The following is a 24248-nucleotide window of genomic DNA, read 5'->3' as shown; positions in this document are numbered from 1 at the left end:
ACCGCGACCGGTACGTACGCCCCCAAGCCGGGTGCGGCGCCCCTCCCCCGCATGATCGGGGCCCAGGCGGCGCTGGAGACGAAGATGCTGCTGCGCAACGGCGAGCAGCTGCTGCTCACGGTCGTGATCCCGACCCTGCTGCTGGTGCTCTTCAGCTCCGTGGACATCGTCGACACCGGCAGGGGCAAGGCGGTCGACTTCCTCGCCCCGGGCATTCTGGCCCTGGCCGTGATGTCGACGGCGTTCACCGGGCAGGCCATCGCGACCGGGTTCGAGCGCCGCTACGGCGTGCTGAAGCGGCTCGCCTCCTCTCCGCTTCCCCGCTGGGGCCTGATGACCGCGAAGACGGCGTCCGTGCTGGTCACCGAGGTCCTCCAGGTGATCCTGCTGACGGCGATCGCCTTCGCCCTGGGCTGGTCCCCGCACGGCGACCCGGTCTCCGTGCTGCTCCTGCTGATCCTCGGCACGGCCGCCTTCTCCGGACTCGGCCTGCTGATGGCCGGCACCCTGAAGGCGGAGGCGACCCTGGCCGCCGCAAACCTGGTCTTCCTGCTGCTGCTCGTGGGCGGCGGAGTGATCGTGCCGCTGGAGAAGTTCGGCTCGGCCGGACAGCACGTCCTCGGGCTGCTGCCGATCTCCGCGCTCTCGGACGGCCTGCGGGACGTGCTCCAGCACGGCGCCGGGGTGCCCTGGGGCGACCTGGGCATCCTCGCCGGATGGGCGGTCGTGGGGCTGGCCGCGGCCGGGAAGTTCTTCCGCTGGGAGTAGGGCGCGGCGAGCGGGCCGCGCCGGACTCCGGTGCGGAGCTCGGGAGCAGACCGCGGAACCCCCGAAGCCTGCACGGAGCTCGGGGAGCAGACCGCGCAACGCCCGAAGCCGGAGCGGAGCGCGGGGAGCAGGCTCGGGGCGCCCCGAGCCGACACGGAGCGCCGGAGCGGGCGCGGGCGCGCGGACACGACGAGACGGGACCCTCGTGAAAGCGTGCACAAGCGACGGGCCTACGATGGTGCGCGTGCCAAAGCTGACCCGCGCCGACGCCGTAGCGGCCCTGCGCAACCCGCTCGCCCTCATCGCCGACCGCTGGACCCCGGACCCCCGGACGGTCCGCCGGGCCGCGCTCGCCGCGCTCGTCATGTCGGTGGTCATCGTGGTCACCGGCGGTGCCGTCCGCCTGACCGGCTCGGGCCTGGGCTGCCCGACCTGGCCCACCTGCACCGACGACTCGCTGACCACCACCAGCGCCATGGGCTTCCACGGCGCCATCGAGTTCGGCAACCGCATGCTGACGTACGTGCTGTGCGCGGCCGTCGGCTGGGCGATCATCGCCGCCCGCTCCGAGAAGCCGTGGCGGCGCAGCCTGACCCGGCTGGGCTGGGCCCAGTTCTGGGTGGTCATGGGCAATGCGGTGCTCGGCGGCATCGTGGTCCTGGTGGGCCTGAACCCGTACACGGTCGCCGCGCACTTCCTGCTCTCCTCGGCGCTCATCGCCGTCGCCACGGTGATGTGGCAGCGCACCCGCGAGGGCGACGAGGCGCCACGACCGCTGGTCGGCAAGGCCGTGCAGCAGCTGGTGTGGTTCCTGGTGGCCGCGTCCGTGCTGCTGATCGCGGCGGGCACGGTGGTGACCGGGGCCGGGCCGCACGCGGGTGACTCCAAGGAGGTCGACCGGATCCCGATCGACTGGGAGACGGTCAGCAAGCTGCACGCGGTGCTCGCCTGGATCGTGGTGACGCTCACCTTCGCCCTGTGGTTCGTCCTCAAGGCCGTCGACGCCCCCAGGGGTCCCCTCGACCGCACCCGCGATCTGTTCCTGATCCTGCTCGGACAGGGCGTCATCGGCTACGTCCAGTACTTCACGCACCTGCCCGAGGCCCTCGTCGGCCTCCACATGTTCGGCTCGTGCCTGGTGTGGATCGGCGTGCTGCGCGTCCTGCTGTCGCTGCGGGAACGCCCGCAGTCCGCCCTCGACCTGCCGGGCCCCTCGGCCGAGGTGACGGTGGGCACCCGCTCCTGAATCACCCGTACGTGGGCACGCGCGCATGAGTCACCCGTGCGTGGGCACGCGCGCCTGAATCACCCGTACGTGGGCAGCGGCGCGTCGATCGCCGGGCTCAGGTAGGCCCGGGTCGGCTCGGCACGGCGGTCGAGCCGGTCGGCGTCCGCCGTGACCGGCTCCCGGTGGCGCCGCCGTGCGACGGTGCGGCGCGCGCCCCGCGGTACAGCCCTCAGCCCAGCCCGTACACCCGCCGCGCGGTGTCCGCCGCGACCATCCGGGCCACCCGCTGCGCGTCCCCGAGGCTCCAGGCGCCCTCGGCGACCCAGGTGCCCAGCACCCGGGCCAGGGCTTCGCGGAACAGGCAGGCGCCGACGACGTGCAGCTCGGGCAGGCCGTGGGCGCCGCTGGAGAAGAGGATCTTGCCGAAGGGGGCCAGCTCCAGGATCTCGGCGAGGACGGTGGCCGCGCGGGCGCCGGCACGGACGAGGGCGGCGCCCGAGTCGGCGTACACGTGCGGGAAGACACCGGCCAGGTGGGCCGCGTGGCGGTGGTACGGGTAGCCGTGCAGCAGGATCAGGTCGGTGCCCAGGCCCGCGGTGGCGCGGACGAAGTCGGTGAGCAGCACCGGGTCCGCACGTTCGATGCGCGAGCGCGGCTCCCCCAGCCCGGCGTGCAGCTGGAGCGGCAGTCCCGAGGCGACCGCGATCCACAGCAGGTGCCGCAGCAGCACCGGGTCGCTCAGCTCGCCGCCGACCCGCCGCCCGGCCAGCCAGCGGGCCGCAGCACCCCGCACCTCGCCCGGCCCGGGCGGTTCGGGTGCGACGGCCAGGCCGTGTCTGAGGCCCGCGACGGAGGTGAAGGCGACGGCCTCCGCGGCGGCGCCGTGCACCGATTCGGCGAGGTTGGCGAGGAAGGACTCCACGGTGCCGGAGGTGTCGGCGACCTGCTCCGCGAGCAGTTCGAGGCGGACGATCTCATGGGCCTGGGCAGCGCCGGCCGAGGCCATCTCGGTGGGGCCGGTGAGGTCGCCGGGCAGGCCCGTGTCGACCAGATATGTCGTGATACCGCTGCCGCGCAGCAGTCTGCGGCCCGCTTCCAGGACGCCCAGTTCACGGCGTCTGGCCAGATAGCGGGCGGGCAGGCAGTGCGGTTCCAGGCCGAGCAGTGGGGGGCACCAGCGCCGCACGGCGAAACCGGTCTGGGTGTCGAACAGGGTGGTGCCGGCGGCGGGCGGGCCCTCGGTGCGGGCCAGCTGGGCCTCGAAGGTGCCGAGGCCCAGCTCGGTGCGCAGGACGCCGTGGCAGTACTGGTCCACCAGGGACGGCGTTTCGATCATTCCGGCTCCCCGTGGGTCGTGGTTTTACACGTCCTAACGGGTGAACGGGTGCGAGGTCGCGGTTCGCGCGCCGATACGGGCGCCGCGCCTCCTGGGCGGGCTGTTCAGCCGCCGAGCTGCAGACCGGCCATGCGCTTCCACTCGTACGGGCCCGTCTTCACCTTCGCCGCGAACTCGCCGTCGAAGGACTCGTGGGCGGTGATGCCGGACTTCTCCACCGCCTGCCGGGCGATCTCGGTGCTGGGGGCCACCAGGTCGCCCCAGCCGCCGTCCTCGCCGACCAGGACGATGCGGGCACCGCGTTCGCCGATGTGGGCCACCTGACCCTCGGCACCGCCGTGCGCCTTCGCGAAGGCGCTGATCTGGTGGGCGAGCCGGGCCACCTTGCGCTCGGCCTTCGGGTCAACCTGCTGCGTGTCTGCCATGACCTGGATGCTACTCACGAGTAGATCAGCTGGCGAGGGCTGGGCCCTGTGACGTGCGTCAGCGCAGGAAGGGGTCCACCGCGACGGCGACGAAGAGGATCGACACATAGGTGATGGACCAGTGGAACAGCCGCATCTCCTTCAGCTTCACGCCGGTCACCTCGGCCTTCGCCCGGTTCTGCAGGCCGTGCGCCTCCCAGAGCCAGAAGCCGCCGGCTGCGAGGGCGACCACCGTGTAGAACCAGCCGGTGTAGCCGAGCGGGGTCAGCAGCAGGGAGACGGCGACCATCACCCAGCTGTAGATGACGATCTGCCGGGCGACCACCTTGTTGGAGGCGATCACCGGGAGCATCGGCACACCCACGCGCGCGTAGTCGTCCTTGACCTTCATGGACAGCGGCCAGTAGTGCGGCGGCGTCCAGAAGAACATGACGAGGAAGAGGATGACCGGCGCCCACGACATGGAGTTCGTGACGGAGGACCAGCCGATCAGCACCGGCAGGCAGCCGGCGATGCCGCCCCACACGATGTTCTGGGAGGTACGCCGCTTGAGGATCATCGTGTAGACGACGACGTAGAAAAGGAGCGCTCCGAGGGACAGCCAGGCCGACAGCCAGTTGACGGTGAGCCCGAACAGCAGCGTGGAGACGACCGCCAGGGTGATGCCGAAGACCAGGCACTCGGGCGGGCTGACCATGCCGGTCACCAGCGGCCGCTGCGAGGTGCGGTCCATCAGGGCGTCGATGTCCCGGTCGATGTACATGTTCAGCGCGTTGGCGCCGCCCGCGGAGAGATAGCCGCCGATGCAGGTCAGCAGGACCAGCTTCAGGTCGGGCACACCCTGCTGCGCCAGGAACATCACCGGAACGGTGGTGATGAGCAGCAGCTCGATGATCCGCGGCTTGGTCAGCGCCACGAACGCCTTGACACGGGCCCCGAACGGCCGGTGAACCGGGCCCTGGCCCGCAGTACCGAGCGAGCCCGCTGGACGGGATTCGACGGCCGTCACGCACACCCCTGACAGAGACATCCCAGCAAGCCTCCCCGTGTGAAGTACCGGTAAAGGCTCGCGCGTACCACGCCACTTTAGACGTTGCCCATACCCCGGCCTTCGCGGGGGTGGGGTCGTGTTGGCGGGCGTCCCATTCGAGGGGTCCCAGGGCTCGATTGAGCGGTCAGATGAGCGGCTCCGTATTCATGTGCCGAATGCGTTCTTGGCCAGTCGGGAGGCGGATCGCACGGAGTCCCGGCAGTCTGGAATCACTCGAAAAAATGCACGTCCTCACGGGGGTAGGCTCAACACGGCCGGTGAGCAGAAGCACACCGGCGGCCGGGGGGTGGGCGCATGCCCCGACGACCGGCGACCGACATGTGGAGAGGAGCCCTGACCCAGGGTGAGCACCAAGCCGACCACCACAGACCTTGAGTGGACCGAGCTGGACCAGCGGGCCGTGGACACCGCCCGCGTCCTGGCCGCCGACGCCGTACAGAAGGTCGGCAACGGCCATCCCGGTACGGCGATGAGCCTGGCACCGGCCGCCTACACCCTCTTCCAGAAGGTGATGCGGCACGACCCGGCCGACCCGGAGTGGGTCGGGCGCGACCGCTTCGTGCTGTCCGCAGGCCACTCGTCCCTGACCCTCTACACGCAGCTCTTCCTGGCCGGTTTCGGCCTGGAGCTGGACGATCTGAAGGCCTTCCGGACGTGGGGCTCGAAGACCCCCGGCCACCCGGAGTACGGGCACACCAAGGGCGTCGAGACGACGACCGGCCCGCTCGGACAGGGTGTCGCCAACGCGGTGGGCATGGCCATGGCCGCCCGCTACGAGCGCGGTCTGTTCGACCCGGACGCCGCGCAGGGCGAGTCCCCCTTCGACCACTTCGTCTACTGCATCGCCGGTGACGGCTGCCTCCAGGAGGGCATCTCCGCCGAGGCCTCCTCGCTGGCCGGTCACCAGAAGCTCGGCAACCTGGTCCTGCTGTGGGACGACAACCACATCTCGATCGAGGGCGACACCGAGACCGCCGTCTCCGAGGAGACCGCCAAGCGGTACGAGGCCTACGGCTGGCACGTGCAGCGGATCGCCCCGAAGCCGGACGGCGACCTCGACCCGCACGCCATCTACAACGCGATCGAGGCCGCGAAGCAGGTGACGGACAGGCCGTCCTTCATCGCGATGCGCTCGATCATCGCCTGGCCGGCCCCCAACGCCCAGAACACCGAGGCCGCGCACGGCTCGGCGCTCGGCGACGAGGAGGTCGCGGCCACCAAGCGCGTCCTCGGCTTCGACCCGGAGAAGACCTTCGAGGTCTCCGACGAGGTGCTGGGCCACACCCGTGAGGCCCTCGACCGCGGCCGCCAGGCCAAGGCCGAGTGGGAGAAGACCTTCCAGGAGTGGCGCGACAACAACGCCGAGCGGGCCGCCGAGTTCGACCGCATCAGCAAGGGCCAGCTGCCCACCGGCTGGGAGGAGAAGATCCCGGTCTTCGAGACGGGCAAGGGCATCGCGACGCGTGCCGCCTCCGGCAAGGTGCTGCAGGCGCTCGGCGCGGTCGTCCCCGAGCTGTGGGGCGGCTCCGCCGACCTCGCCGGGTCGAACAACACGACCATCGACAACAACAGCTCCTTCCTGCCGGCGGACAACCCGCTGCCGGAGGCCGACCCGTACGGCCGGACGATCCACTTCGGCATCCGCGAGCACTCCATGGGCGCGGAGATGAACGGCATCGCCCTGCACGGCAACACCCGTATCTACGGCGGCACCTTCCTCGTCTTCTCCGACTACATGCGCAACGCGGTGCGTCTGTCGGCTCTCATGCACCTGCCGGTGACGTACGTGTGGACGCACGACTCCATCGGCCTCGGCGAGGACGGCCCCACCCACCAGCCGGTCGAGCACCTGGCCTCGCTGCGCGCGATCCCGGGCCTGAACATCGTCCGCCCGGCCGACGCCAACGAGACGGCGATCGCCTGGCGCGAGATCCTGGGGCGCTACACCAAGGAGTTCGGCAAGGGCGCCCCGCACGGCCTCGCGCTGACCCGCCAGGGCGTGCCGGTCTACGAGCCCAACGACGACGCGGCCAAGGGCGGCTACGTGCTGTTCGAGGCTGAAGGGCCCGACGGGCAGAGCGCAGCGCCCGAGGTCATCCTGATCGCCACCGGTTCCGAGGTGCACGTGGCCGTCGAGGCGCGCGAGCAGCTGCAGGCCGACGGGGTGCCGACACGGGTCGTGTCGATGCCGTCCGTCGAGTGGTTCGAGGAGCAGGAGCAGGGGTACCGGGACGGCGTCCTGCCGCCGCACGTGAAGGCGCGGGTCGCGGTGGAGGCGGGCATCGGCCTGACCTGGCACAAGTACGTCGGGGACGCCGGCCGCATCGTTTCCCTGGAGCACTTCGGTGCTTCCGCCGACGGCAAGGTGCTCTTCCGGGAGTTCGGCTTCACTGCCGAGAACGTGGCCGCCAAGGCCCGGGAATCCCTCGCCGCCACCCAGCGCTGACGCTCATATACGACACGTAGGAGATGTAATTCCATGACAGACGCACTCAAGCGCCTCTCCGAGGAAGGCGTCGCGATCTGGCTGGACGACCTGTCGCGCAAGCGGATCACGTCCGGCAATCTCGCCGAGCTGATCGACCAGCAGCACGTCGTGGGCGTCACCACCAACCCGACGATCTTCCAGAAGGCGATCAGCAGCGGTGACGGTTACGAGCAGCAGCTCGCGGACCTCGCCGCCCGCAAGGTCACCGTCGACGAGGCCATCCGCATGATCACCACGGCGGACGTCCGCGACGCCGCCGACATCCTGCGCCCGGTCTTCGACGCCACCGACGGCCAGGACGGCAGGGTCTCCATCGAGGTGGACCCGCGTCTGGCGCACAACACCCGGGCGACCGTCGCCGAGGCCAAGCAGCTGGCCTGGCTGGTCGACCGCCCGAACACCCTGATCAAGATCCCGGCCACCAAGGCGGGTCTGCCTGCGATCGCCGAGACGATCGGGCGTGGCATCAGCGTCAACGTCACGCTGATCTTCTCCCTGGAGCGCTACCGGGCCGTGATGGACGCGTACCTCTCCGGTCTGGAGCAGGCGCGCGAGAAGGGTCTCGACCTGTCGAAGATCCACTCCGTGGCGTCCTTCTTCGTGTCCCGCGTGGACAGCGAGATCGACAAGCGGCTGGAAGCCCTGGGCACCGACGAGGCCAAGGCGCTGCGCGGCAAGGCCGCCGTCGCCAACGCGCGGCTGGCCTACCAGGCCTACGAGGAGGTCTTCTCCTCCGACCGCTGGAACGCGCTGGAGAACGCGGGCGCCAACAAGCAGCGTCCGCTGTGGGCCTCGACCGGCGTGAAGGACCCGGCGTACCAGGACACGATGTACGTCACCGAGCTGGTCGCGCCGAACACGGTCAACACCATGCCGGAGGCCACCCTGGAGGCCACCGAGGACCACGGCGAGATCACCGGTGACACCGTCACCGGCACCTACGCCCAGGCCCGCGCCGACCTCGACGCACTGGAAGGGCTCGGCATCTCGTACGACGACGTCGTGCAGGTGCTGGAGGACGAAGGCGTCGACAAGTTCGAGGCGTCCTGGAACGACCTGCTGAAGTCGACCGAGGCGGAGCTGCAGCGCCTCGCCCCCTCGGAGGGCTGAGTTGTCACCCCGTTCAGGTTCCGGAGCGAACCCGCTTCGTGACCCCGCCGACCGACGGCTCCCGCGCATCGCGGGGCCGTCGGGCCTGGTGATCTTCGGCGTCACGGGCGACCTGTCGCGCAAGAAGCTGATGCCCGCGGTGTACGACCTCGCGAACCGGGGTCTGCTGCCGCCGGGCTTCTCGCTGGTGGGCTTCGCCCGCCGCGACTGGGAGCACGAGGACTTCGCCGAGGTCGTGCACGACGCGGTCAAGGAGCACGCGCGCACGCCCTTCCGCGAGGAGGTCTGGCAGCAGCTCATCCAGGGGATGCGCTTCGTCCAGGGCACCTTCGACGACGACGAGGCCTTCGAGCGGCTGCGCGCCACCATCGAGGAGCTGGACAAGGCACAGGGCACGGGCGGCAACTTCGCCTTCTACCTGTCCGTGCCGCCGCGCTCCTTCCCGGTGGTCATCCAGCAGCTGAAGAAGCACGGCCTGGCCGACCAGACCGGCGGCTCCTGGCGCCGGGCGGTCATCGAGAAGCCGTTCGGCCACGACCTGAAGTCGGCCGAGGAGCTGAACAAGGTCGTGCACGAGGTGTTCGAGCCGGACCAGGTGTTCCGGATCGACCACTACCTCGGCAAGGAGACCGTCCAGAACATCCTGGCGCTACGCTTCGCCAACACGATGTTCGAGCCGATCTGGAACCGGTCCTTCGTGGACCACGTGCAGATCACCATGGCCGAGGACATCGGCATCGGCGGCCGCGCCGGCTACTACGACGGCATCGGCGCCGCCCGTGACGTCATCCAGAACCACCTGCTCCAGCTCATGGCCCTCACGGCCATGGAGGAGCCCGCCTCCTTCGGTGCGGACGCGCTGGCCGCGGAGAAGGAGAAGGTGCTCGGCGCGGTCCGGCTGCCGAAGGACCTGGGCCGCAGCACGGTCCGCGGGCAGTACGCGGCCGGCTGGCAGGGCGGCGAGAAGGTCATCGGCTACCTCGAAGAGGAGGGCATCGACCCGAAGTCGAAGACCGACACCTACGCGGCGATCAAGGTGGAGATCGACAACCGCCGCTGGGCGGGCGTCCCCTTCTATCTGCGCACCGGCAAGCGTCTCGGCCGGCGCGTCACCGAGATCGCCGTCGTCTTCCAGCGGGCCCCGCACTCCCCCTTCGACCACACGGCGACGGAGGAGCTGGGCCAGAACGCGATCGTCATCCGCGTCCAGCCGGACGAGGGCATCACGGTCCGCTTCGGCTCCAAGGTGCCGGGCACCTCGATGGAGATCCGGGACGTGTCCATGGACTTCGCCTACGGCGAGTCCTTCACGGAGTCCAGCCCGGAGGCCTACGAGCGCCTGATCCTGGACGTGCTGCTCGGCGACGCCAACCTCTTCCCGCGCACGGAGGAGGTCGAGCTGTCCTGGAAGATCCTCGACCCGATCGAGGTCTACTGGGACAAGCACGGCAGGCCCGCGCAGTACAAGTCGGGCACCTGGGGACCCGCCGAGGCGGACGAGATGCTCGCACGAGACGGACGGAGCTGGCGCCGGCCATGAAGATAGACCTGACCGGCACCACCGCCGGCGAGATCAACAAGGCGCTCGTGAAGGGCCGCCGCGCCATCGGCACCCCTGCCGTCGGCATGGTCCTCACCCTCGTCATCGTCACCGACGAGGAGAACGCCTACGACGCCCTGAAAGCCGCCAACGACGCCTCGCGCGAGCACCCCTCGCGCACGCTGGTGGTCATCAAGCGGGTCTCCCGCTCCCCGCGCAACCGCACGACGTCCCGCCTGGACGCCGAGGTCCGGGTGGGCGCGGAGGCGGGCACCGGTGAGACGGTGGTGCTGCGGCTGTACGGCGAGGTCGCCGAGCATGCCGACTCGGTCGCGCTGCCGCTGCTGCTGCCGGACGCCCCGGTCGTCGTGTGGTGGCCGGTGAACGCCCCGCTGGACCCGGCGAAGGACCCGCTGGGCGCGCTCGCCCAGCGCCGGGTCACCGACACCTACGCCGCCGAGCAGCCGGTGCGGGAGCTGTCCGCCCGCGCCGAGGCCTACACGCCCGGCGACACCGACCTGTCCTGGACCCGGATCACGCCGTGGCGCTCGATGCTGGCGGCGGCCCTGGACCAGGTGGTCTGTGACGTGAAGGCCGTCGAGGTGGAGGGCGAGGAGTTCAACCCGAGCTGCGAACTGCTGGCGATGTGGCTCGCGGACCGTCTGGACGTCCCCGTCAAGCGCTCGCTGTCCTCGGGCCCGGGCCTGACCGCCGTCCGCATGGACACCAGCTGCGGCCCGATCGTGCTGGACCGTGCCGACGGCTCGCTGGCCACGTTGGCCATCGAGGGCCAGCCGGCCCGCGCGGTGGCGCTCAAGCGGCGGGAGACCTCCGAACTGATCGCGGAGGAGCTGCGCCGGCTCGACCCGGACGACACCTACGCGTCGGCACTGCGCTACGGCGTGGAGCGGCTGAACCCGGGCTCCGAGGCCGCGGCTCCGCATCCGGTGGCCGAGGCCGAGACCGCTGTTGCGGCGGCGGCCGAGGTCGCCAAGGCCCCGGCGAAGAAGGCGGCCGCCAAGAAGGCCCCGGCGAAGAAGGCGGCGGCGAAGTGAGCACTCCGCAGCTGGTCGTGCATCACGACAAGGAACTGATGGCGCAGGCCGCCGCGGCCCGTCTGATCACGAAGATCGTGGACGCGCAGGCCTCCCGGGGCCAGGCGTCGGTGGTCCTCACGGGCGGTCGCAACGGCAACGGCCTGCTGGCCGCGCTGGCGGCGGCCCCGGCCCGGGACGCCATCGACTGGAGCCGTCTGGACCTGTGGTGGGGCGACGAGCGCTACCTTCCCGAGGGCGACCCGGAGCGCAACGTCACGCAGGCCCGCGAGGCCCTGCTGGACGCGGTGCCCGTGGACCCGGAGCGCGTGCACGCCATGCCCGCCTCCGACGGCCCGCACGGTGCGGACGTGGAGGCCGCGGCCGAGGCCTACGCGGCGGAACTGGCCAAGGCGGCCGGGCCGGAGAACCACGGCCCGGTTCCCTCCTTCGACGTCCTGATGCTGGGCGTCGGGCCGGACACGCACGTGGCCTCGCTCTTCCCGGAGCTGCCCGCGGTCCGCGAGACGGAGCGCACGGTGGTCGGCGTCCACGGCGCACCCAAGCCCCCGCCGACCCGCATCTCGCTCACCCTCCCGGCGATCCGCTCGGCCCGCGAGGTCTGGCTGCTGGCGGCCGGCGAGGACAAGGCGCAGGCCGTGGCCATCGCCCTGTCCGGTGCGGGTGAGGTCCAGGCGCCGGCGGCCGGAGCGTACGGCCGCCAGCGCACCCTGTGGCTCCTGGACTCGGCCGCGGCCTCACAACTACCGCGCTCCCTGTATCCGCCGGCCTCACCGTAAGCCCCGGCAACCGTCCCAGGGGGCTCCGCCTCCTGGGACCCCGGCCGACGCCCACCCACCACCCGACTCGGTCGGCTACCCGGTGGGCCTCGGCCGCACCGGCCCGCCCGGAGTCCGCAAACAACACCCTGCGGGCCGCCCCCGCACTCCCCCGGACGGGCCCCGCGATCCGAGCACGCCCCCCTCCAGGACGATCCCGGTCGACCACGAGGCAGGTTTGCGGTGTCTCAGCCCGTCCGGCGCTTGGGGACGAGGCCGCTCAGGCCGATCGGGGGTCCAGGGGGCGCGGCCCCATGGCGGGGTCGAAGGGGCCAAGCCCCTGGGGATGGGAACGGGTGAGGGCGGCGGGAGCGAGACGCTGTTTCACCGGCCCCGCCACCACCCCTCTACTTCACCGACCCCGCCATCACCCCTTGCACGAAGTGCCGCTGGAACGCGAAGAACACCACCACCGGAACGATCAGGGACAGGAACGCGCCCGGGGCCAGGACGTCGATGTTGCTGCCGAACTGACGGATCTGGGACTGGAGTTGCACGGTCAGAGGCTGGGACGAGCTGTCGGCGAAGAGCAGGGCGACGAGCATGTCGTTCCAGACCCACAGGAACTGGAAGATGGCGAGGCTGGCGATGGCCGGGCGGCCCACCGGCAGCACCAGGCGGGTGAAGATGCGCCACTCGCTGCCGCCGTCCATCCGCGCCGCCTCCAGCATCTCCTTCGGCATCTCGGCGAAGTAGTTGCGCAGCAGGAACACCGCGAAGGGCAGACCGTAGGCGACGTGGAAGAGGACGACGCCCGGGATCGTCCCGAACAGGCCCAGCTGTCCGAAGAGTTTGGCCACCGGCAGCAGGCCGATCTGCACCGGTACCACCAGCAGAGCCACCACCAGCAGGAACAGCGGCTCGCGTCCGGGGAAGTCCAGCCAGGCGAAGGCGTACCCGGCGAGCGCCGCGATGACGACGACCAGTGTGGTCGCCGGCACCGAGATCAGCACGGTGTTCCAGAAGGCCTGGGTCATCCCGGCGTTCTTCAGCAGCGCCGAGTAGTTGTCGAAGGACAGCTGCCCGGGGCTGGCCAGGGCCGTCCACCAGCCGCCCTTCGCCGTGTCCTGGGCCGATCGCAGCGAGGACAGGAACAGGCCTGCGAGGGGGGTGAGCCAGACGAGGCCGATCACCACGAGGAAGGCCTGCACCAGACCGTTGCCCAGGCCGCGCCTGACCGCGTTCATCGCCGAGTTCATCGCTGGCTCCTTCGGAAGCGGCGGACGTTGAAGACCATCGCGGGGACCACCAGGAGCAGGAGCAGTACTCCGAGCGCGCTGCCCAGGCCCTGGTTGTTGCCGCCGCCGAAGGACACCAGCCACATCTGGGTCGCGAGCACGGTGGCATCCTCCTGCACCGGTCCCGGCGCGATGATGTAGACGAGGTCGAAGACCTTCATCACGTTGATCACGAGGGTCACGAAGACCACGGTGAGGACGGGGGCGAGCAGCGGGACGGTGATGCGGCGGAAGATCTGCCACTCGTTCGCGCCGTCCATCCGCGCGGCCTCCAGCGCGTCCCGGGGCAGGGTCGCCAGACCCGCGCCGATCAGTACCATCGCGAAGCCCGTCCAGATCCACAGGTAGGCGCCGATGATCGCCGGGGTGACCAGCGTCGGGCCGAGCCAGGAGATGCCCTGGTAGGGCGGCGCGAAGTTCGACGCGGGCAGCTTCAGCGTGTACGAGCCCTCGTGGAGCCCGTTGAAGCGGAAGGAGCCGTCGGCCGCGGACGTGGTGCTCGCGACCGTCTTCCCGTCGCGCAGCGCCTCGACCTTCATCCCGGGCAGGCCACTCTCCTTCGGGTCGACCCGTCCCTGCTTTCCTCCCCCGCCGGGTGTGAAGTCCAGGTAGACGACACCGCGCACTTCGTCGGCGGCGGCCTTCTTCGTCGCGGCCGGGTACGCGGGCGAGGCGCCCTTCGGCAGGTCCTTGGGCAGCACGCCGACCATCGGGAGGGCCACCGAGCCGCCCGGCGAGGCGGTCGTACGGTACGAGCCGTCCCGGTCCGGGGTGAGCAGCCCCTCACGCCCGCGGGCCGTCGGATACGAGGACGTCCCCTCGAAGGCGTCGTGGACGGAGACCACGGCGGCGTTGAGGACACCCTTGTCCGGGTCCTCGTCGTAGGCGAGGCGGAAGATGATGCCGGCGGCGAGGAAGGACACCGCCATCGGCATGAACAGCAGCAGCTTGAACGCCGTCGCCCAGCGGACCTTCTCCACCAGGACGGCCAGGATCAGGCCGAGGCCGGTGAGCAGGGCCGGGGCCACGACCACCCAGATCGTGGTGTTCCGGATGGCCTTCAGGGTCGCCGGGTCGCGGAACATCTCGGTGTAGTTGTCGCCGCCGACGAAGCGGGTGCCGGAGGCGTCGAAGAAGCTGCGCCCGACGGAGAACAGCACCGGGTAGACGACCAGCGCGCCGAGCAGGAGCAGGGCGGGGAAGACGAAGAGCAGGGCGACGATCCGGGCGCGCCGCCGGCTGCGGCGCCCACGGGCCGCGCCGGCGGCCCGCGGGCTCGCCTTCTTCGATACGAGCGTGGTGGCGGTCATTCTTCCGCTCAGTCCTGGTAGGCCTTGGCCGCGGCGGCCTCGAGCTTCGCCGCGGTCCCCTTCGGGTCGGAGGGGTCGCGCAGGAAGTCCTGGAGCAGCTTCCACTCGCCCGCTCCCTTGGTGCCGCCGAAGGCCGCCGGTGCCTGGTCGGACATGTCGAAGCGGACCGAGTCACCGGCGCCGACCAGGGACTTCGCGGTGGCCCGGGTGACGTCGTCGCTGTAGGACGCGAGGTCGAGCTTCTTGTTCGGGGACAGGAAGCCGCCCGCCTTCGCCCACACGGCCGCGGCCTCGGGGGTGGCCAGGTACTCCAGGAGCTTCATGCCGGCCTTGGCGTTCTTGGCGTCCTTGAGGACGACGGCCGCGTCGCCGCCGCTGACCACGGGTGCGGTGCCGCCGCCGACCGGCGGGAACGGGAAGAAGTTCGCGTCCTTGCCGATGGTCTTCTGGAACTGGTCGTGGGCGACGCCGGCGACGAAGTCGCCCTCGTAGACCATGCCGGCCTCGGGCTTGGGCCCGAAGACCTTCTCCACCGAGCTGGGGAAGTCGGTGTTCAGGGCCTCCTTCTGGCCACCCGCGATCAGCTGCTTGTCCTTGAAGAGCTTGCCGAGCGTGGTGAGGGCCTGGACCACGCTCGGGTCGGTCCACTTCAGCTTGTGGGCGGCGAGGGCGTCGTACTTCTCGGGCCCGGCCTGGGAGAGGTAGATGTTCTCGAACCAGTCGGTGAGGGTCCAGCCGTCCTGGCCGGCGACCGCGAAGGCGGCAAGGCCGGAGTCGGAGACGGTGTGCCCGGCCTTGAGCATCGCGTCGTAGGTCTTCGGCGGCTTGACCCCGGCCTGGGCGAGGGCACTGGGGCTGTACCAGACGGTCGACTTGTGGGCGGCCTTGAAGTAGAGGCCGTAGAGGGTGCCGCCGACGCTGCCGTACTTCTTCCACACGGGGGCGTAGTCGGCGTCGACGGTCTGCTGCGCGGTGGCGGACAGCGGCTTGAGCCAGCCCTGCTTCGCGAACTGCTGGAGCACGCCGACCTGCGGGACCATCACGACGTCGGGCGCGTTGCCGCCCTCGATCTTGCTGCCGACGACGGTGGAGACGTTGTCGCCGGTGGACACGAACTGCGTCTTGGCGCCGGTCTTCGCGGTGAACGCGTCCAGCACCTTCTGGAAGTTCTTCTGTTCGCTGCCGGACCAGACACCGGCCACGGTGACCGTCTGGCCGCTGAGCGCCTTGTCGCCGCCGCCCGCGGAGACGTTGCCGCCGCCGCAGGCGGTCGCGCCGAGCGCCAGGGCGAGTGCGGTGCAGGAGGTGAGCAGGGTCGTACGTCGTCGCATCATCGTTGATGTCCCTTCGGAGGAGTGGGAACTGACGGGGGATCAGAGCTGGTCGCTCAGCCACCAGGCCGCGGTCGAACCGGGCAGCACCCCGGCCGGACACGGACCGCTGGACAGCAGGGGGGTGCCGGAGACCGGCGCGGGCGTGGGGGACGTACCGAAGTTGACGGCGCAGACCAGGCCGTCGCCGCGGACGAAGCCGAGGACGCCGGGCGGGGTGTCCAGCCAGTCGAGCGCGCCCTCCCCCAACTGGGGCAGGGAGGAACGCAGTTGGAGGCCGTCGCGGTACAGGTGCCAGAAGGAGCGGGTGTCGGCGAGGGCCCGGTCGGTGGCGTGCTCGGCGAACCACTGCGGCTGCGGCAGCCACGGTTTGGCACCCTCGGCCCCGGAGGTGAAGCCGAACGGGGAGGCCTGTCCGGACCAGGGCAGGGGCACCCGGCAGCCGTCGCGTATGCGGGCGCGGCTTCCGGTGCGGCGGAAGATCGGGTCGGTGAGCACGTCGTCGGGCAGGTCGACGACCTCCGGCAGGCCCAGTTCCTCGCCCTGGTAGATGTAGGCGGCTCCGGGCAGCGCCAGCATCAGCAGCGCGGCGGCACGGGCGCGGGCGGCGCCGAGGCCGCTGCCTTCCGTGGCGGGCTCGCCGTAGCGGGTGACGGTGCGGACCTGGTCGTGGTTGTTGAGGACCCAGGTGACCGTGGAGCCGGTGCCCGCGATGTCCTGCATGGCCTCACAGATGACCTTGCGGAAGGCGTCGGCCTCCCAGGGGGCGCCGAGCAGGTCGAAGAAGAACGCCTGGTGGAGTTCGTCCGGGCGGACGTACTGGGCGTGCTCCCGGGCGGTGGGCACGGAGACCTCGCCGACCAGGAGCCGCTCGCGGCCGTCGTGGGTGGCGTACTCCTCGCACAGGGCGCGCCAGTGCCGCCACACGCCGTGCACCTCGGGCTGGTTCCAGGCGAGCGGGTTGACCGAGTCGCGGGTGCGGGCGTCGGCCTCCGGGTCGTCGGAGTCGGGCAGTTCGGGGTGCTTGTAGAGGCCGGCGGCGACGTCGATGCGGAAGCCGTCGACGCCGCGGTCGAGCCAGAAGCGCAGGACGCGGTCGAACTCGGCGGGGACCTCGGGGGTGCGCCAGTTCCAGTCGGGCTGTTCGGGCGTGAACATGTGCAGGTACCACTGGCCGGGGCGGCCGTCGGCCTCCGTGACCCTGGTCCAGGCCGGGCCGCCGAACATGGCGTGCCAGTTGTTGGGCGGCTCGCTGCCGTCCGGGCCCCGGCCGTCGGCGAAGTGGAAGCGGGCACGGGCGGCGCTGCCCGGCCCCGCGGCGAGCGCCTCACCAAACCACGGGTGCGCGCTGGAGCAGTGGTTCGGGACGATGTCCAGGAGCACCTTGATCCCGATGCGCCGGGCGGCGGCCACCAGCAGGTCGAACTCGGCGAGGTCGCCGAAGACCGGGTCGACGTCGCAGTAGTCGGCCACGTCGTAGCCGTGGTCGTGCTGCGGCGAGGGATAGAACGGGCTCAGCCAGATCCCGTCGACGCCGAGCTTCTTCAGGTACGGCAGTCCGGCGCGGACCCCGGCGAGATCGCCGATGCCGTCTCCGGTGCTGTCCAGGAAGCTGCGGACGTACACCTGGTAGATCACCGCGTCACGCCACCAGTGGTGCCTGTTCACCCCATTGACCTGTCTCTGCGAAGGGCAGCTGCGAGGCGCAGCCGTTATGCATGCATGTTAGGTAGGCGTGTCATCGGGGTGTCAATGAAAAGAACGGAGGCTACTGCCCAGTTGGGGTGACAAACATGGACATATCCGGGCACTCTGAAGTCAGATGAGATGCGCGCGTTACCTAACATGTAACTAGCGAAGGAGAGCTGTCGGCAGGGAACTACCGGCTGGAGACGGACGCCAGCTCACGCGCCAGCCGCCGCACGGCGGCCTCGGGCGTCTCGTGCCCGGTGAGCGCGTCGTGCACGACCGCCTGCACCACCAGACTGACCTGGTCGTAGCGCGGGCTCTTGGGCCGCGGGGCGGCCGTGAGGACCGCGGTGCGCAGGGTCGGCAGATAGGGGAACCGACGTACCAGCGCGGGGTCTTCGTACAGCGCGGCGCGCACGGGCGGCAGCGCGCCCCGGGTGAGCACCTGCCGCTGGACGTCCTCACTGGTCAGGTACGCGATCAGCCGCGCCGCGGAATCGGGGTGCCGGGCGTGCGTGTTGACGGCCAGGTTGGAGCCGCCGAGGACGCTGGTCCCCGGTCCGTGCGGCCCGGGCAGCGGTACCGCGCCGATCCGGCCGGCGACCGCGGAGCCCCTGGCCGAGGCCACGGCATAGGCATAGGGCCAGTTGCGCAGGAAGAGCAGATGGCCGTCCTGGAAGGCCTGCTTGGACTCCTCTTCCTTGTACGTCAGCGCCTTGCGCGGGATCCAGCCCTCCCTGAAGCCGCGGGCGAGGAAGCCGATGCCCTCACGGGCGGCGTCCGAGTCGACGGTGACCCGGGTGCCCTCGTCGCCGAGGATCGAGCCGCCCGCCGAGTACACGGCCTCGGCCGCGTTCACGGTCAGGCCCTCGTAGGGCAGGAACTGGCCCGCATAGCCGTCCAGGCCGTACTTGGGTGCGATGGTCTTCGCGTCGTGCTCCAGCTCGGCCCAGGTGCGCGGCGGCGGCACGCCCTCCTTGGCCAGCACGTCCTTGCGGTACAGGAGCAGTCCGGCGTTGGTGACGTACGGCACGGCGTACAGCCGCCCGTCGTAGGTGGCCGTGTCCACGACCGGGGGCAGGAAGCTCTTGAGCGGGAAGCGGTCCGGGGGCAGCGGGCGGATCCAGTCGGCCGCCGCGAACTCCGAGGTCCAGTTGACGTCGATGTTGAGGACGTCGAACCGGCCGCGATCACCGCCGCGCAGGTCGGTGGTCATCTGCGCGTGGGTCTCGTCGGCGGAGTCCGGAAGCTCGACGAGGGTGACCTTCTCGGCGGGATGGGTACGGTTCCACCCCTGCAGAAGGGGGCCCAGATAGCCGGTGAGATCGCCGGCGGTGGCCAGCGTGAGCGGGCCGCGACCGCCGGGGGCGCCCTCGTCGGCCTGCGCGCCGGAGGCGACGTACCCGGTGAGGACCACGGCCAGAACGAGGAGCCCCCTACCGGCGGCGCGCATCCACCGCATAGGTTCCTCCCTGAACACGTACACCCGGCCACGGGCACCCTTGCCCGGGGTCAGAGGCCATGTATACCTGTTAGGTATGGGCGATACTAGGGCCTGGAGCACATTGAGCAGACAGGAGGACAGCACGAGTGCGCCTGCCCCTCCTGGCACTCCTCGCGCGTGGCCCGGCCCACGGCTACGAGCTGAAGCAGGACCTTGAGCTACTGCTGGGCTCCGCGTACCCTCAGCCGAACGTCGGCCAGATCTACGTGACCCTCGGCCGCCTCGAGAAGTCCGGACTGATCGAGGGCGAGGACGTCGAGCAGTCGACCCGACCCAACAAAAAGGTCTACCACCTCACCGACGCCGGGCGCGAGGCGCTGCACGCCTGGTTCGAGGAGACCGAGGACGAGCCGCGGGTGCGGGACGAGTTCTTCATGAAACTGGCCCTCGCCCCGCAGACCGGTCTCGCCGACCAGATAGCTCTCATCAACAAGCAGCGGCGCCAGTACCTCAACACCATGCGAAACCTGTCGAAACTGGCCGCGGCCGAGAACCGGGACAACCGAATCGCCCATCTGCTCATCGAGGGCGCGATGCTGCACCTGCAGGCCGACCTCGACTGGCTGGAGCGGTGCCAGGAGGAACTGGAGGAGCTGGAGTGAGTGACACCCACCCTCCTGTGCTGCGGGCCGAGGGCCTGGTGAAGACCCACCACGGCGAGGGCGCGCCCGCGCGTGCCGTGCGCGGGGTCGACCTGAGCGTCGCACGGGGCGAGTTCGTCGCGGTCACCGGGCCGTCCGGGGCCGGGAAGTCGACGCTGCTGCACCTGCTCGGCGGGCTGCAGCGGCCGGACGAGGGCAGCATCTGGCTGGACGGCGAGTGCACCGACTCCTACAGCGAGGCGCGCTGGGCGGTGGAGCGCCGCAAGGCGATCGGGATCGTCTTCCAGTTCTTCAACCTGGTGTCGAACCTGTCGGTCGCCGACAACGTCGAGCTGCCCGCCCTGCTCGCCGGCGTCCCGCCGAAGCGGGCCCGCGCCGAGCGCGAGGGGCTCCTTTCCGAGCTGGGCCTCACGGGCAAGGAGCGCAGCATGCCGGGCGAGCTGTCCGGCGGCGAACAGCAGCGGGTCGCGCTCGCCCGCGCCCTGGTCAACCATCCGCCGCTGCTGCTGGCGGACGAGCCCGCCGGCAGCCTGGACAGCAAGGGCACCCGCGAGGTGATGCGGCTGCTGTCCCGCTTCCACGGGCGCGGGCAGAGCATCGTCCTTGTCACCCATGACGCCCGGCTGGCGAGCGCCGCCGACCGGGTGATCAGCTTCTTCGACGGCCGCATAGCCGACGACGCGGCACTGGACGGCACACCGTCGCGGCGCGGCGGCACCTCCGGTGTGCTGGAGCTGAAGGACTGATGGCGCACCGACCGCCCGCGCCCGGGAGCGGGGACTGAGCCGTGCGAGCCACCCTGCGCTGGGCCCATTCCGATCTGCGCACGCACCGCGGCGAGGCGCTGTTCATCACGCTCGCCACCGCGGGCATCGTCGCCTCGCTGCTGCTGGCGACCGCCCTCTTCGGCTATGCCACCAACCCCTGGCAGCGGGTGTTCACCCAGGCCCACGGGGCGCATGTGTGGATCCACACGGCCGCCTCCGCCGACGCCGGACGACTCGCCCGGCTGGACGGCGTCGAGTCGGTGGCCGGTCCCTACCGCACCGAGTCCGCCACCGTGGCAGCCCGGGGTACCCGCGCCTCCGTGGAGCTGCGCGGCACGCCCCGGCTGCCCTCCGTCGGCCGCCCGCTGCTCACCGCGGGCCACTGGCTGGATCCGGCCGAGCCGGACGGTGTGGTCCTGGAGAGCAGCCTGGCCAGGGCCCTGTTGGCCGAGCCCGGCGACACCCTGACGCTGCCCGGCACGGCCCGCACGCTGACGGTCGAGGGCATCGCCGACAGTGCCGAGCCCCGCTACAGCCCGGGCGAACAGCAGGGGCTCGTCTGGGCCCTGCCCTCCGCCGTGCGCGCCCTCGGCGGCCAGGTGACGGGGCTGCGTCTCGCCGATCCGGGCGACACGGACTACGCGGTCCAGCGTGCGGTCACCGTGCTGGGCGCCGGCGCGGTGGGCGAGGTCTCCACCTGGCAGCAGGCCCGGGCCGAGGCGCAGGGCGAGAACCGGCTCCTCGGGCAGGTGCTCGCGCTGTTCGGTGTCGGTGCCCTGGTCGCCGCCGGGTTCGCCGTGCACGGGGCGATCGGCACCCGCATCCGCGGCCATCTGCGCGACATCTCCGTGCTCAAGGCGATCGGCTTCACCCCCGGCCAGGTGGTGCGGATCTTTCTCCTCCAGCACCTCGCCTACGCCGTGCTCGGTGCGGTGGCCGCGGCGGCACTCACCGAGGGACTGGGCCGACGGGTCCCGGGGCGGATCGGTGACGCGGTGGCGGTGTGGCAGGGGCTGCCCGGGCACACCGTGGCGCTGGCCGCCGTGTCCGTGGGCGCCGTGCTCCTCATCGGCCTGACGACGGGACTCGCGGCCTGGCGGGCGGGCCGGGTGCCCCCGGTGCCGGTGCCGCGCCCCTCGGCCGCGGCGGGCGGGCGGCTGACCGGTCTGGCCCGGCAGGCTCTGGGACTGCGCCTGCCGGCCGCGCTGGTGCTCGGCTGCCACAAGGCGTTCGCGGGCCGCGGCCGGTCGCTGGCCGGAGTGGCCCGGCTGGCGCTTCCGCTGCTGCTGATCGTGGTGGCGCTCAGCGCGTGGACCACCATCGACCGGTTCCACAGCAGCCCCGCGCAGGTGGGCCTGCCGACGGCGCTCACCGTCCGCTCGGACGGGGGCATGAGCGATCGTGACGTGCGGGCCGCGCTGGCGGCGGACTCCGGGGTCGCCGACGCCTATCCGGGCGTCGAGATGGCCGCGCTGGTCCCGGGCCAGACCGGGACGATCGCCCTGCGGGGCCTCGGCACCCGCGACCGGCCCTACCCGTACACCCTCGCCGAGGGCCGGGCCGCGCGCGGGCCGGACGAGGCGGTGGCCGGCCAGGGCCTGCTGGACCTGCTGCACGTACGGGTCGGCGACTGGGTGCGGATGACGGTGGGCGACCAGCCGCAGATCCTGCACATCGTCGGCCGCAGCATCGAACCGCAGAACGCCGGCCGGGTCGTGACGACCTCCCTCGACACCCTCCGTGACAACGACCCCCGGGTGTCCCCGGCCTTCTACCAGCTCCGCCTGCGCCCGGGCGCCGATCCCCAGCGGGTCGCGGCCGCTCTCGCCACGGCCGGCCACGGGCACCTGGACGTGCACCCCGTGCCGAACCCGGTCGACGGGCTGTCCCCACTGCGCGCGGTCGTCGCCGGGCTGATCGTCGTGCTCGCCCTCATCGGGCTCGTCGAGCTGCTCACCACGATCGGCGGGAGCGTCCGGGAGGGCGAGCGGGACGTGCTGGCCCTCAGGGCGATCGGCATGTCCCCCCGGCAGATCACCGCGATCACCGTCACGGCGACCAGCTGTACGGCGCTGGCGGCGGCACTCGCCGGTACGGCACTGGGGCTGCCCCTGGCCCACCGGCTGATCGACGTCCAGGGCAGCTCCAGCGGCATCGGCGCCGGCATCGCCCGGTCGCCCTCGCCCGGCCTGCTGCTCCTGCTGGGTGCGAGCGCCGTGCTGGGGGCCGCGGCCCTCGCCGCCCTGCCCGCGGCCCGGGCGGCCCGCCGACGGCTGGCGGACACGCTCAGCGCGGTGGCCTGACAGCCGGGTGCGGACGACTCAGGAGGAGGCGTCCTGCCAATCCTGGGGCCTCGCCCGGATCTTGGCGAGCAGCGTGTCGAAGATCCTGCCGTCGAAGAGCACACCATTGCTCTGTGTCGGGATGCGTACGTCGTTGATCTCCGCCGTGGGGGTGCCGGGTCCCTGGGGCTCCTGGGCTCCGCCCGCGCGCTCGTACGCCTTCTCGGCGGCGGTCACGAACGAGCGGTACTTCATCGTCCTGACCGCCGAGTCGAAGGCCGGCCCGCGCAGCCCGTCGATCCGCCCTGCCAGCTTGAGCAGGTATGCGTCGGTGAATCCGTCGACGCTCTCCTCGGGCTGGTGGGCGTAGAGCATGTCGTGGTACTCGGCGAACCGGCCGGCCTCCAGCGCGGCCCGCAGGGCGTTGACCGCCTTCTTGGAGCCGCTGCCGCCGAGCCGGTCGTCCAGGAAGGAGGCGAGGGTGTACTGGGTCTTCGTCTCCCGACGGAGGGTGGCCGCGCGCAGCTTCGGCCCGCCGCCACCGGTCTCGAACTGCTCGCACACCGGGCACCGCGGATCCTCGTACAGGTGCACGGTGACCTTGGCGTGCGGGTCGCCCACCGTGATGGTGGTCCCGTCCTTCTCCAGCCGCGTCGGCACGTCCTTCGGTCCGGAGTAGGCCGGCCCGGCCTCCGCCGTGGCCGAAGGCCCGCCTTCCTCGGACTTCGACGGCTGGTGTCCGCTCCCGCAGCCCACCGCCGACATTCCCAGCACGGCCACCGCGGCCACCGCGGCGAACCCCCGACGCCTCATGCGCACGTCCTCCCCTTGCATTCAACGGAAACCCTAGGGGATGACCAGCGAAAACGCACAAAACAGTCGCCGCGGCAGCCGCATGCGAGGGTCAGCTCCGGCCGCGCAGCTCCCGGTACTTGGCGACGAGCGCCTTGGTCGACGTGTCCAGGCCGGGGACCTCCGCGCCCTCGGTCAGGGCCGGTTCCACCCGCTTGGCGAGGACCTTGCCCAGCTCCACACCCCACTGGTCGAAGGAGTCGATGTTCCAGACCGCGCCCTGGACGAACACCTTGTGCTCGTAGAGCGCGACGAGCTGGCCGAGCACGGACGGGGTCAGCTCACGGGCGAGGATCGTCGTCGTCGGCCGGTTGCCCCGGAAGGTCTTGTGCGGGACCAGTTCCTCCGCGACGCCCTCCGCGCGGACCTCCTCGGCGGTCTTGCCGAAGGCGAGGGCCTGGGTCTGGGCGAAGAAGTTGGCCATCAGCAGATCGTGCTGCGCCCTGAGTTCACCGCTCAGCTCGGCGACCGGCTCGGCGAACCCGATGAAGTCCGCCGGGATGAGCTTGGTGCCCTGGTGGATCAACTGGTAGTAGGCGTGCTGCCCGTTGGTGCCGGGCGTACCCCACACGACCGGGCCGGTCTGCCACTCGACCTGCTTGCCGTCCCGCGCCACGTACTTGCCGTTGGACTCCATGTCCAGCTGCTGGAGGTAGGCGGTGAACCTGGAGAGGTAGTGGCTGTACGGCAGGACCGCGTGCGACTGGGCGTCGTGGAAATTGCCGTACCAGATGCCCAACAGGCCCAGCAGCAGAGGGACGTTGGCCTCGGCGGGCGCGGTGCGGAAGTGCTCGTCGACCAGGTGGAAGCCGTCGAGCATCTCCCGGAACCGGTCCGGGCCGATGGCGATCATC

Annotated in this window: 19 protein-coding genes and 1 pseudogene; 10 read left to right on the top strand and 10 right to left on the bottom strand. The window is 71.2% G+C overall.

Annotated features, from left to right (window positions below; genetic code table 11):
• The first annotated feature begins 51 nt into the window (after window positions 1-51).
• Together AB0H32_RS28935 and AB0H32_RS28930 are read left to right on the top strand one after the other, a co-directional pair.
• Window positions 52-768, top strand: coding sequence for an ABC transporter permease (locus AB0H32_RS28935; RefSeq protein ID WP_361126156.1), 717 nt, complete (start codon window positions 52-54; stop codon window positions 766-768).
• A gap of 235 nt (window positions 769-1003) precedes the next feature.
• Window positions 1004-2014, top strand: a complete 1011-nt coding sequence (locus tag AB0H32_RS28930) for a COX15/CtaA family protein (RefSeq protein ID WP_361126121.1) — start codon at window positions 1004-1006, stop codon at window positions 2012-2014.
• A gap of 211 nt (window positions 2015-2225) precedes the next feature.
• On the opposite strand, the gene AB0H32_RS28925 is transcribed toward AB0H32_RS28930, so the two are convergent.
• The 3 genes from AB0H32_RS28925 to AB0H32_RS28915 form a co-directional block, all read right to left on the bottom strand.
• Window positions 2226-3332 carry an amidohydrolase family protein gene (locus AB0H32_RS28925; protein WP_361126118.1) on the bottom strand — a complete coding sequence of 369 codons (1107 nt, stop codon included), beginning with the start codon at window positions 3330-3332 and terminating at the stop codon, window positions 2226-2228.
• Between the two features lie 104 nt (window positions 3333-3436).
• Window positions 3437-3757: a hypothetical protein gene (locus AB0H32_RS28920; RefSeq protein ID WP_361126115.1), complete on the bottom strand. Its 321-nt coding sequence runs from the start codon at window positions 3755-3757 to the stop codon at window positions 3437-3439.
• A 58-nt stretch (window positions 3758-3815) separates the two neighbouring features.
• Window positions 3816-4772, bottom strand: a complete 957-nt coding sequence (locus AB0H32_RS28915; RefSeq protein ID WP_361126153.1) for a heme o synthase — start codon at window positions 4770-4772, stop codon at window positions 3816-3818.
• A 379-nt stretch (window positions 4773-5151) separates the two neighbouring features.
• Here AB0H32_RS28915 and tkt point away from each other — a divergent pair, with 379 nt between their 5' ends.
• From tkt to pgl, 5 genes are read left to right on the top strand one after another with little or no spacing between them, the layout of a single operon-like run.
• The gene (gene tkt / locus AB0H32_RS28910; protein ID WP_361126112.1) at window positions 5152-7254 is read left to right on the top strand and encodes a transketolase; all 2103 of its coding nucleotides are present in this window, start codon (window positions 5152-5154) and stop codon (window positions 7252-7254) included.
• Between the two features lie 33 nt (window positions 7255-7287).
• The gene (gene tal, locus AB0H32_RS28905; protein WP_361126109.1) at window positions 7288-8406 is read left to right on the top strand and encodes a transaldolase; all 1119 of its coding nucleotides are present in this window, start codon (window positions 7288-7290) and stop codon (window positions 8404-8406) included.
• Between the two features lies 1 nt (window position 8407).
• Window positions 8408-9946, top strand: coding sequence for a glucose-6-phosphate dehydrogenase (gene zwf, locus AB0H32_RS28900; RefSeq protein WP_361126106.1), 1539 nt, complete (start codon window positions 8408-8410; stop codon window positions 9944-9946).
• Window positions 9943-11001 carry a glucose-6-phosphate dehydrogenase assembly protein OpcA gene (gene opcA, locus AB0H32_RS28895; RefSeq protein WP_361126103.1) on the top strand — a complete coding sequence of 353 codons (1059 nt, stop codon included), beginning with the start codon at window positions 9943-9945 and terminating at the stop codon, window positions 10999-11001. The genes zwf and opcA overlap by 4 nt, the downstream gene beginning before the upstream one ends.
• The gene (gene pgl, locus AB0H32_RS28890; protein ID WP_361126100.1) at window positions 10998-11780 is read left to right on the top strand and encodes a 6-phosphogluconolactonase; all 783 of its coding nucleotides are present in this window, start codon (window positions 10998-11000) and stop codon (window positions 11778-11780) included. Before opcA ends, pgl begins: the two co-directional genes overlap by 4 nt.
• Window positions 11781-12166: 386 nt before the next feature.
• Here the strand turns inward: pgl and AB0H32_RS28885 are convergent, their stop codons facing one another.
• The 5 genes from AB0H32_RS28885 to AB0H32_RS28865 form a co-directional block, all read right to left on the bottom strand.
• Window positions 12167-13006 (bottom strand): carbohydrate ABC transporter permease, encoded by an 840-nt coding sequence (locus AB0H32_RS28885; RefSeq protein WP_361126151.1) that lies wholly within the window; start codon window positions 13004-13006, stop codon window positions 12167-12169.
• 8 nt (window positions 13007-13014) lie between these two features.
• Window positions 13015-14367 (bottom strand): ABC transporter permease subunit, encoded by a 1353-nt coding sequence (locus AB0H32_RS28880; protein ID WP_361126097.1) that lies wholly within the window; start codon window positions 14365-14367, stop codon window positions 13015-13017.
• Window positions 14368-14375: 8 nt separating this feature from the next.
• Complete coding sequence (locus AB0H32_RS28875; RefSeq protein WP_361126094.1) at window positions 14376-15701, bottom strand: ABC transporter substrate-binding protein; 1326 nt, start codon at window positions 15699-15701, stop codon at window positions 14376-14378.
• A gap of 39 nt (window positions 15702-15740) precedes the next feature.
• Window positions 15741-17366, bottom strand: coding sequence for an alpha-amylase family glycosyl hydrolase (locus AB0H32_RS28870; RefSeq protein WP_361126091.1), 1626 nt, complete (start codon window positions 17364-17366; stop codon window positions 15741-15743).
• Window positions 17367-17577: 211 nt separating this feature from the next.
• A complete protein-coding gene (locus tag AB0H32_RS28865; RefSeq protein ID WP_361126088.1) occupies window positions 17578-18849 on the bottom strand; it encodes an ABC transporter substrate-binding protein in 1272 nt (423 codons plus the stop codon).
• A gap of 128 nt (window positions 18850-18977) precedes the next feature.
• Here AB0H32_RS28865 and AB0H32_RS28860 point away from each other — a divergent pair, with 128 nt between their 5' ends.
• From AB0H32_RS28860 to AB0H32_RS28850, 3 genes are read left to right on the top strand one after another with little or no spacing between them, the layout of a single operon-like run.
• Window positions 18978-19493 (top strand): PadR family transcriptional regulator, encoded by a 516-nt coding sequence (locus AB0H32_RS28860; RefSeq protein ID WP_361126085.1) that lies wholly within the window; start codon window positions 18978-18980, stop codon window positions 19491-19493.
• Window positions 19490-20239, top strand: a complete 750-nt coding sequence (locus AB0H32_RS28855; RefSeq protein ID WP_361126083.1) for an ABC transporter ATP-binding protein — start codon at window positions 19490-19492, stop codon at window positions 20237-20239. Before AB0H32_RS28860 ends, AB0H32_RS28855 begins: the two co-directional genes overlap by 4 nt.
• A gap of 41 nt (window positions 20240-20280) precedes the next feature.
• On the top strand, window positions 20281-22563 hold the full coding sequence (locus AB0H32_RS28850) for an FtsX-like permease family protein (RefSeq protein ID WP_361126080.1): 2283 nt from the start codon (window positions 20281-20283) through the stop codon (window positions 22561-22563).
• A gap of 18 nt (window positions 22564-22581) precedes the next feature.
• Here the strand turns inward: AB0H32_RS28850 and AB0H32_RS28845 are convergent, their stop codons facing one another.
• Window positions 22582-23355 carry a thioredoxin domain-containing protein gene (locus AB0H32_RS28845; protein ID WP_361126077.1) on the bottom strand — a complete coding sequence of 258 codons (774 nt, stop codon included), beginning with the start codon at window positions 23353-23355 and terminating at the stop codon, window positions 22582-22584.
• A gap of 91 nt (window positions 23356-23446) precedes the next feature.
• Window positions 23447-24248 (bottom strand): annotated as a pseudogene (locus tag AB0H32_RS28840) (glucose-6-phosphate isomerase); the annotation flags it as partial.

Source organism: Streptomyces sp. NPDC020362 (assembly GCF_040642095.1).
In the GTDB taxonomy this organism is placed as follows: Bacteria; Actinomycetota; Actinomycetes; order Streptomycetales; family Streptomycetaceae; genus Streptomyces.
This window is presented reverse-complemented; position numbering and strand designations above follow the sequence as displayed.

Bases quoted from the DNA above. Each gene is read 5' to 3' on its own strand.
- AB0H32_RS28935 (WP_361126156.1), top strand. From the start codon at position 52: ATGATCGGGGCCCAGGCGGCGCTGGAGACGAAGATGCTGCTGCGCAAC.
- AB0H32_RS28930 (WP_361126121.1), top strand. From the start codon at position 1,004: ATGGTGCGCGTGCCAAAGCTGACCCGCGCCGACGCCGTAGCGGCCCTG.
- AB0H32_RS28925 (WP_361126118.1), bottom strand. From the start codon at position 3,332: ATGATCGAAACGCCGTCCCTGGTGGACCAGTACTGCCACGGCGTCCTG.
- AB0H32_RS28920 (WP_361126115.1), bottom strand. From the start codon at position 3,757: ATGGCAGACACGCAGCAGGTTGACCCGAAGGCCGAGCGCAAGGTGGCC.
- tal (WP_361126109.1), top strand. From the start codon at position 7,288: ATGACAGACGCACTCAAGCGCCTCTCCGAGGAAGGCGTCGCGATCTGG.
- opcA (WP_361126103.1), top strand. From the start codon at position 9,943: ATGAAGATAGACCTGACCGGCACCACCGCCGGCGAGATCAACAAGGCG.
- AB0H32_RS28885 (WP_361126151.1), bottom strand. From the start codon at position 13,006: ATGAACGCGGTCAGGCGCGGCCTGGGCAACGGTCTGGTGCAGGCCTTC.
- AB0H32_RS28880 (WP_361126097.1), bottom strand. From the start codon at position 14,367: ATGACCGCCACCACGCTCGTATCGAAGAAGGCGAGCCCGCGGGCCGCC.
- AB0H32_RS28875 (WP_361126094.1), bottom strand. From the start codon at position 15,701: ATGATGCGACGACGTACGACCCTGCTCACCTCCTGCACCGCACTCGCC.
- AB0H32_RS28865 (WP_361126088.1), bottom strand. From the start codon at position 18,849: ATGCGGTGGATGCGCGCCGCCGGTAGGGGGCTCCTCGTTCTGGCCGTG.
- AB0H32_RS28845 (WP_361126077.1), bottom strand. From the start codon at position 23,355: ATGAGGCGTCGGGGGTTCGCCGCGGTGGCCGCGGTGGCCGTGCTGGGA.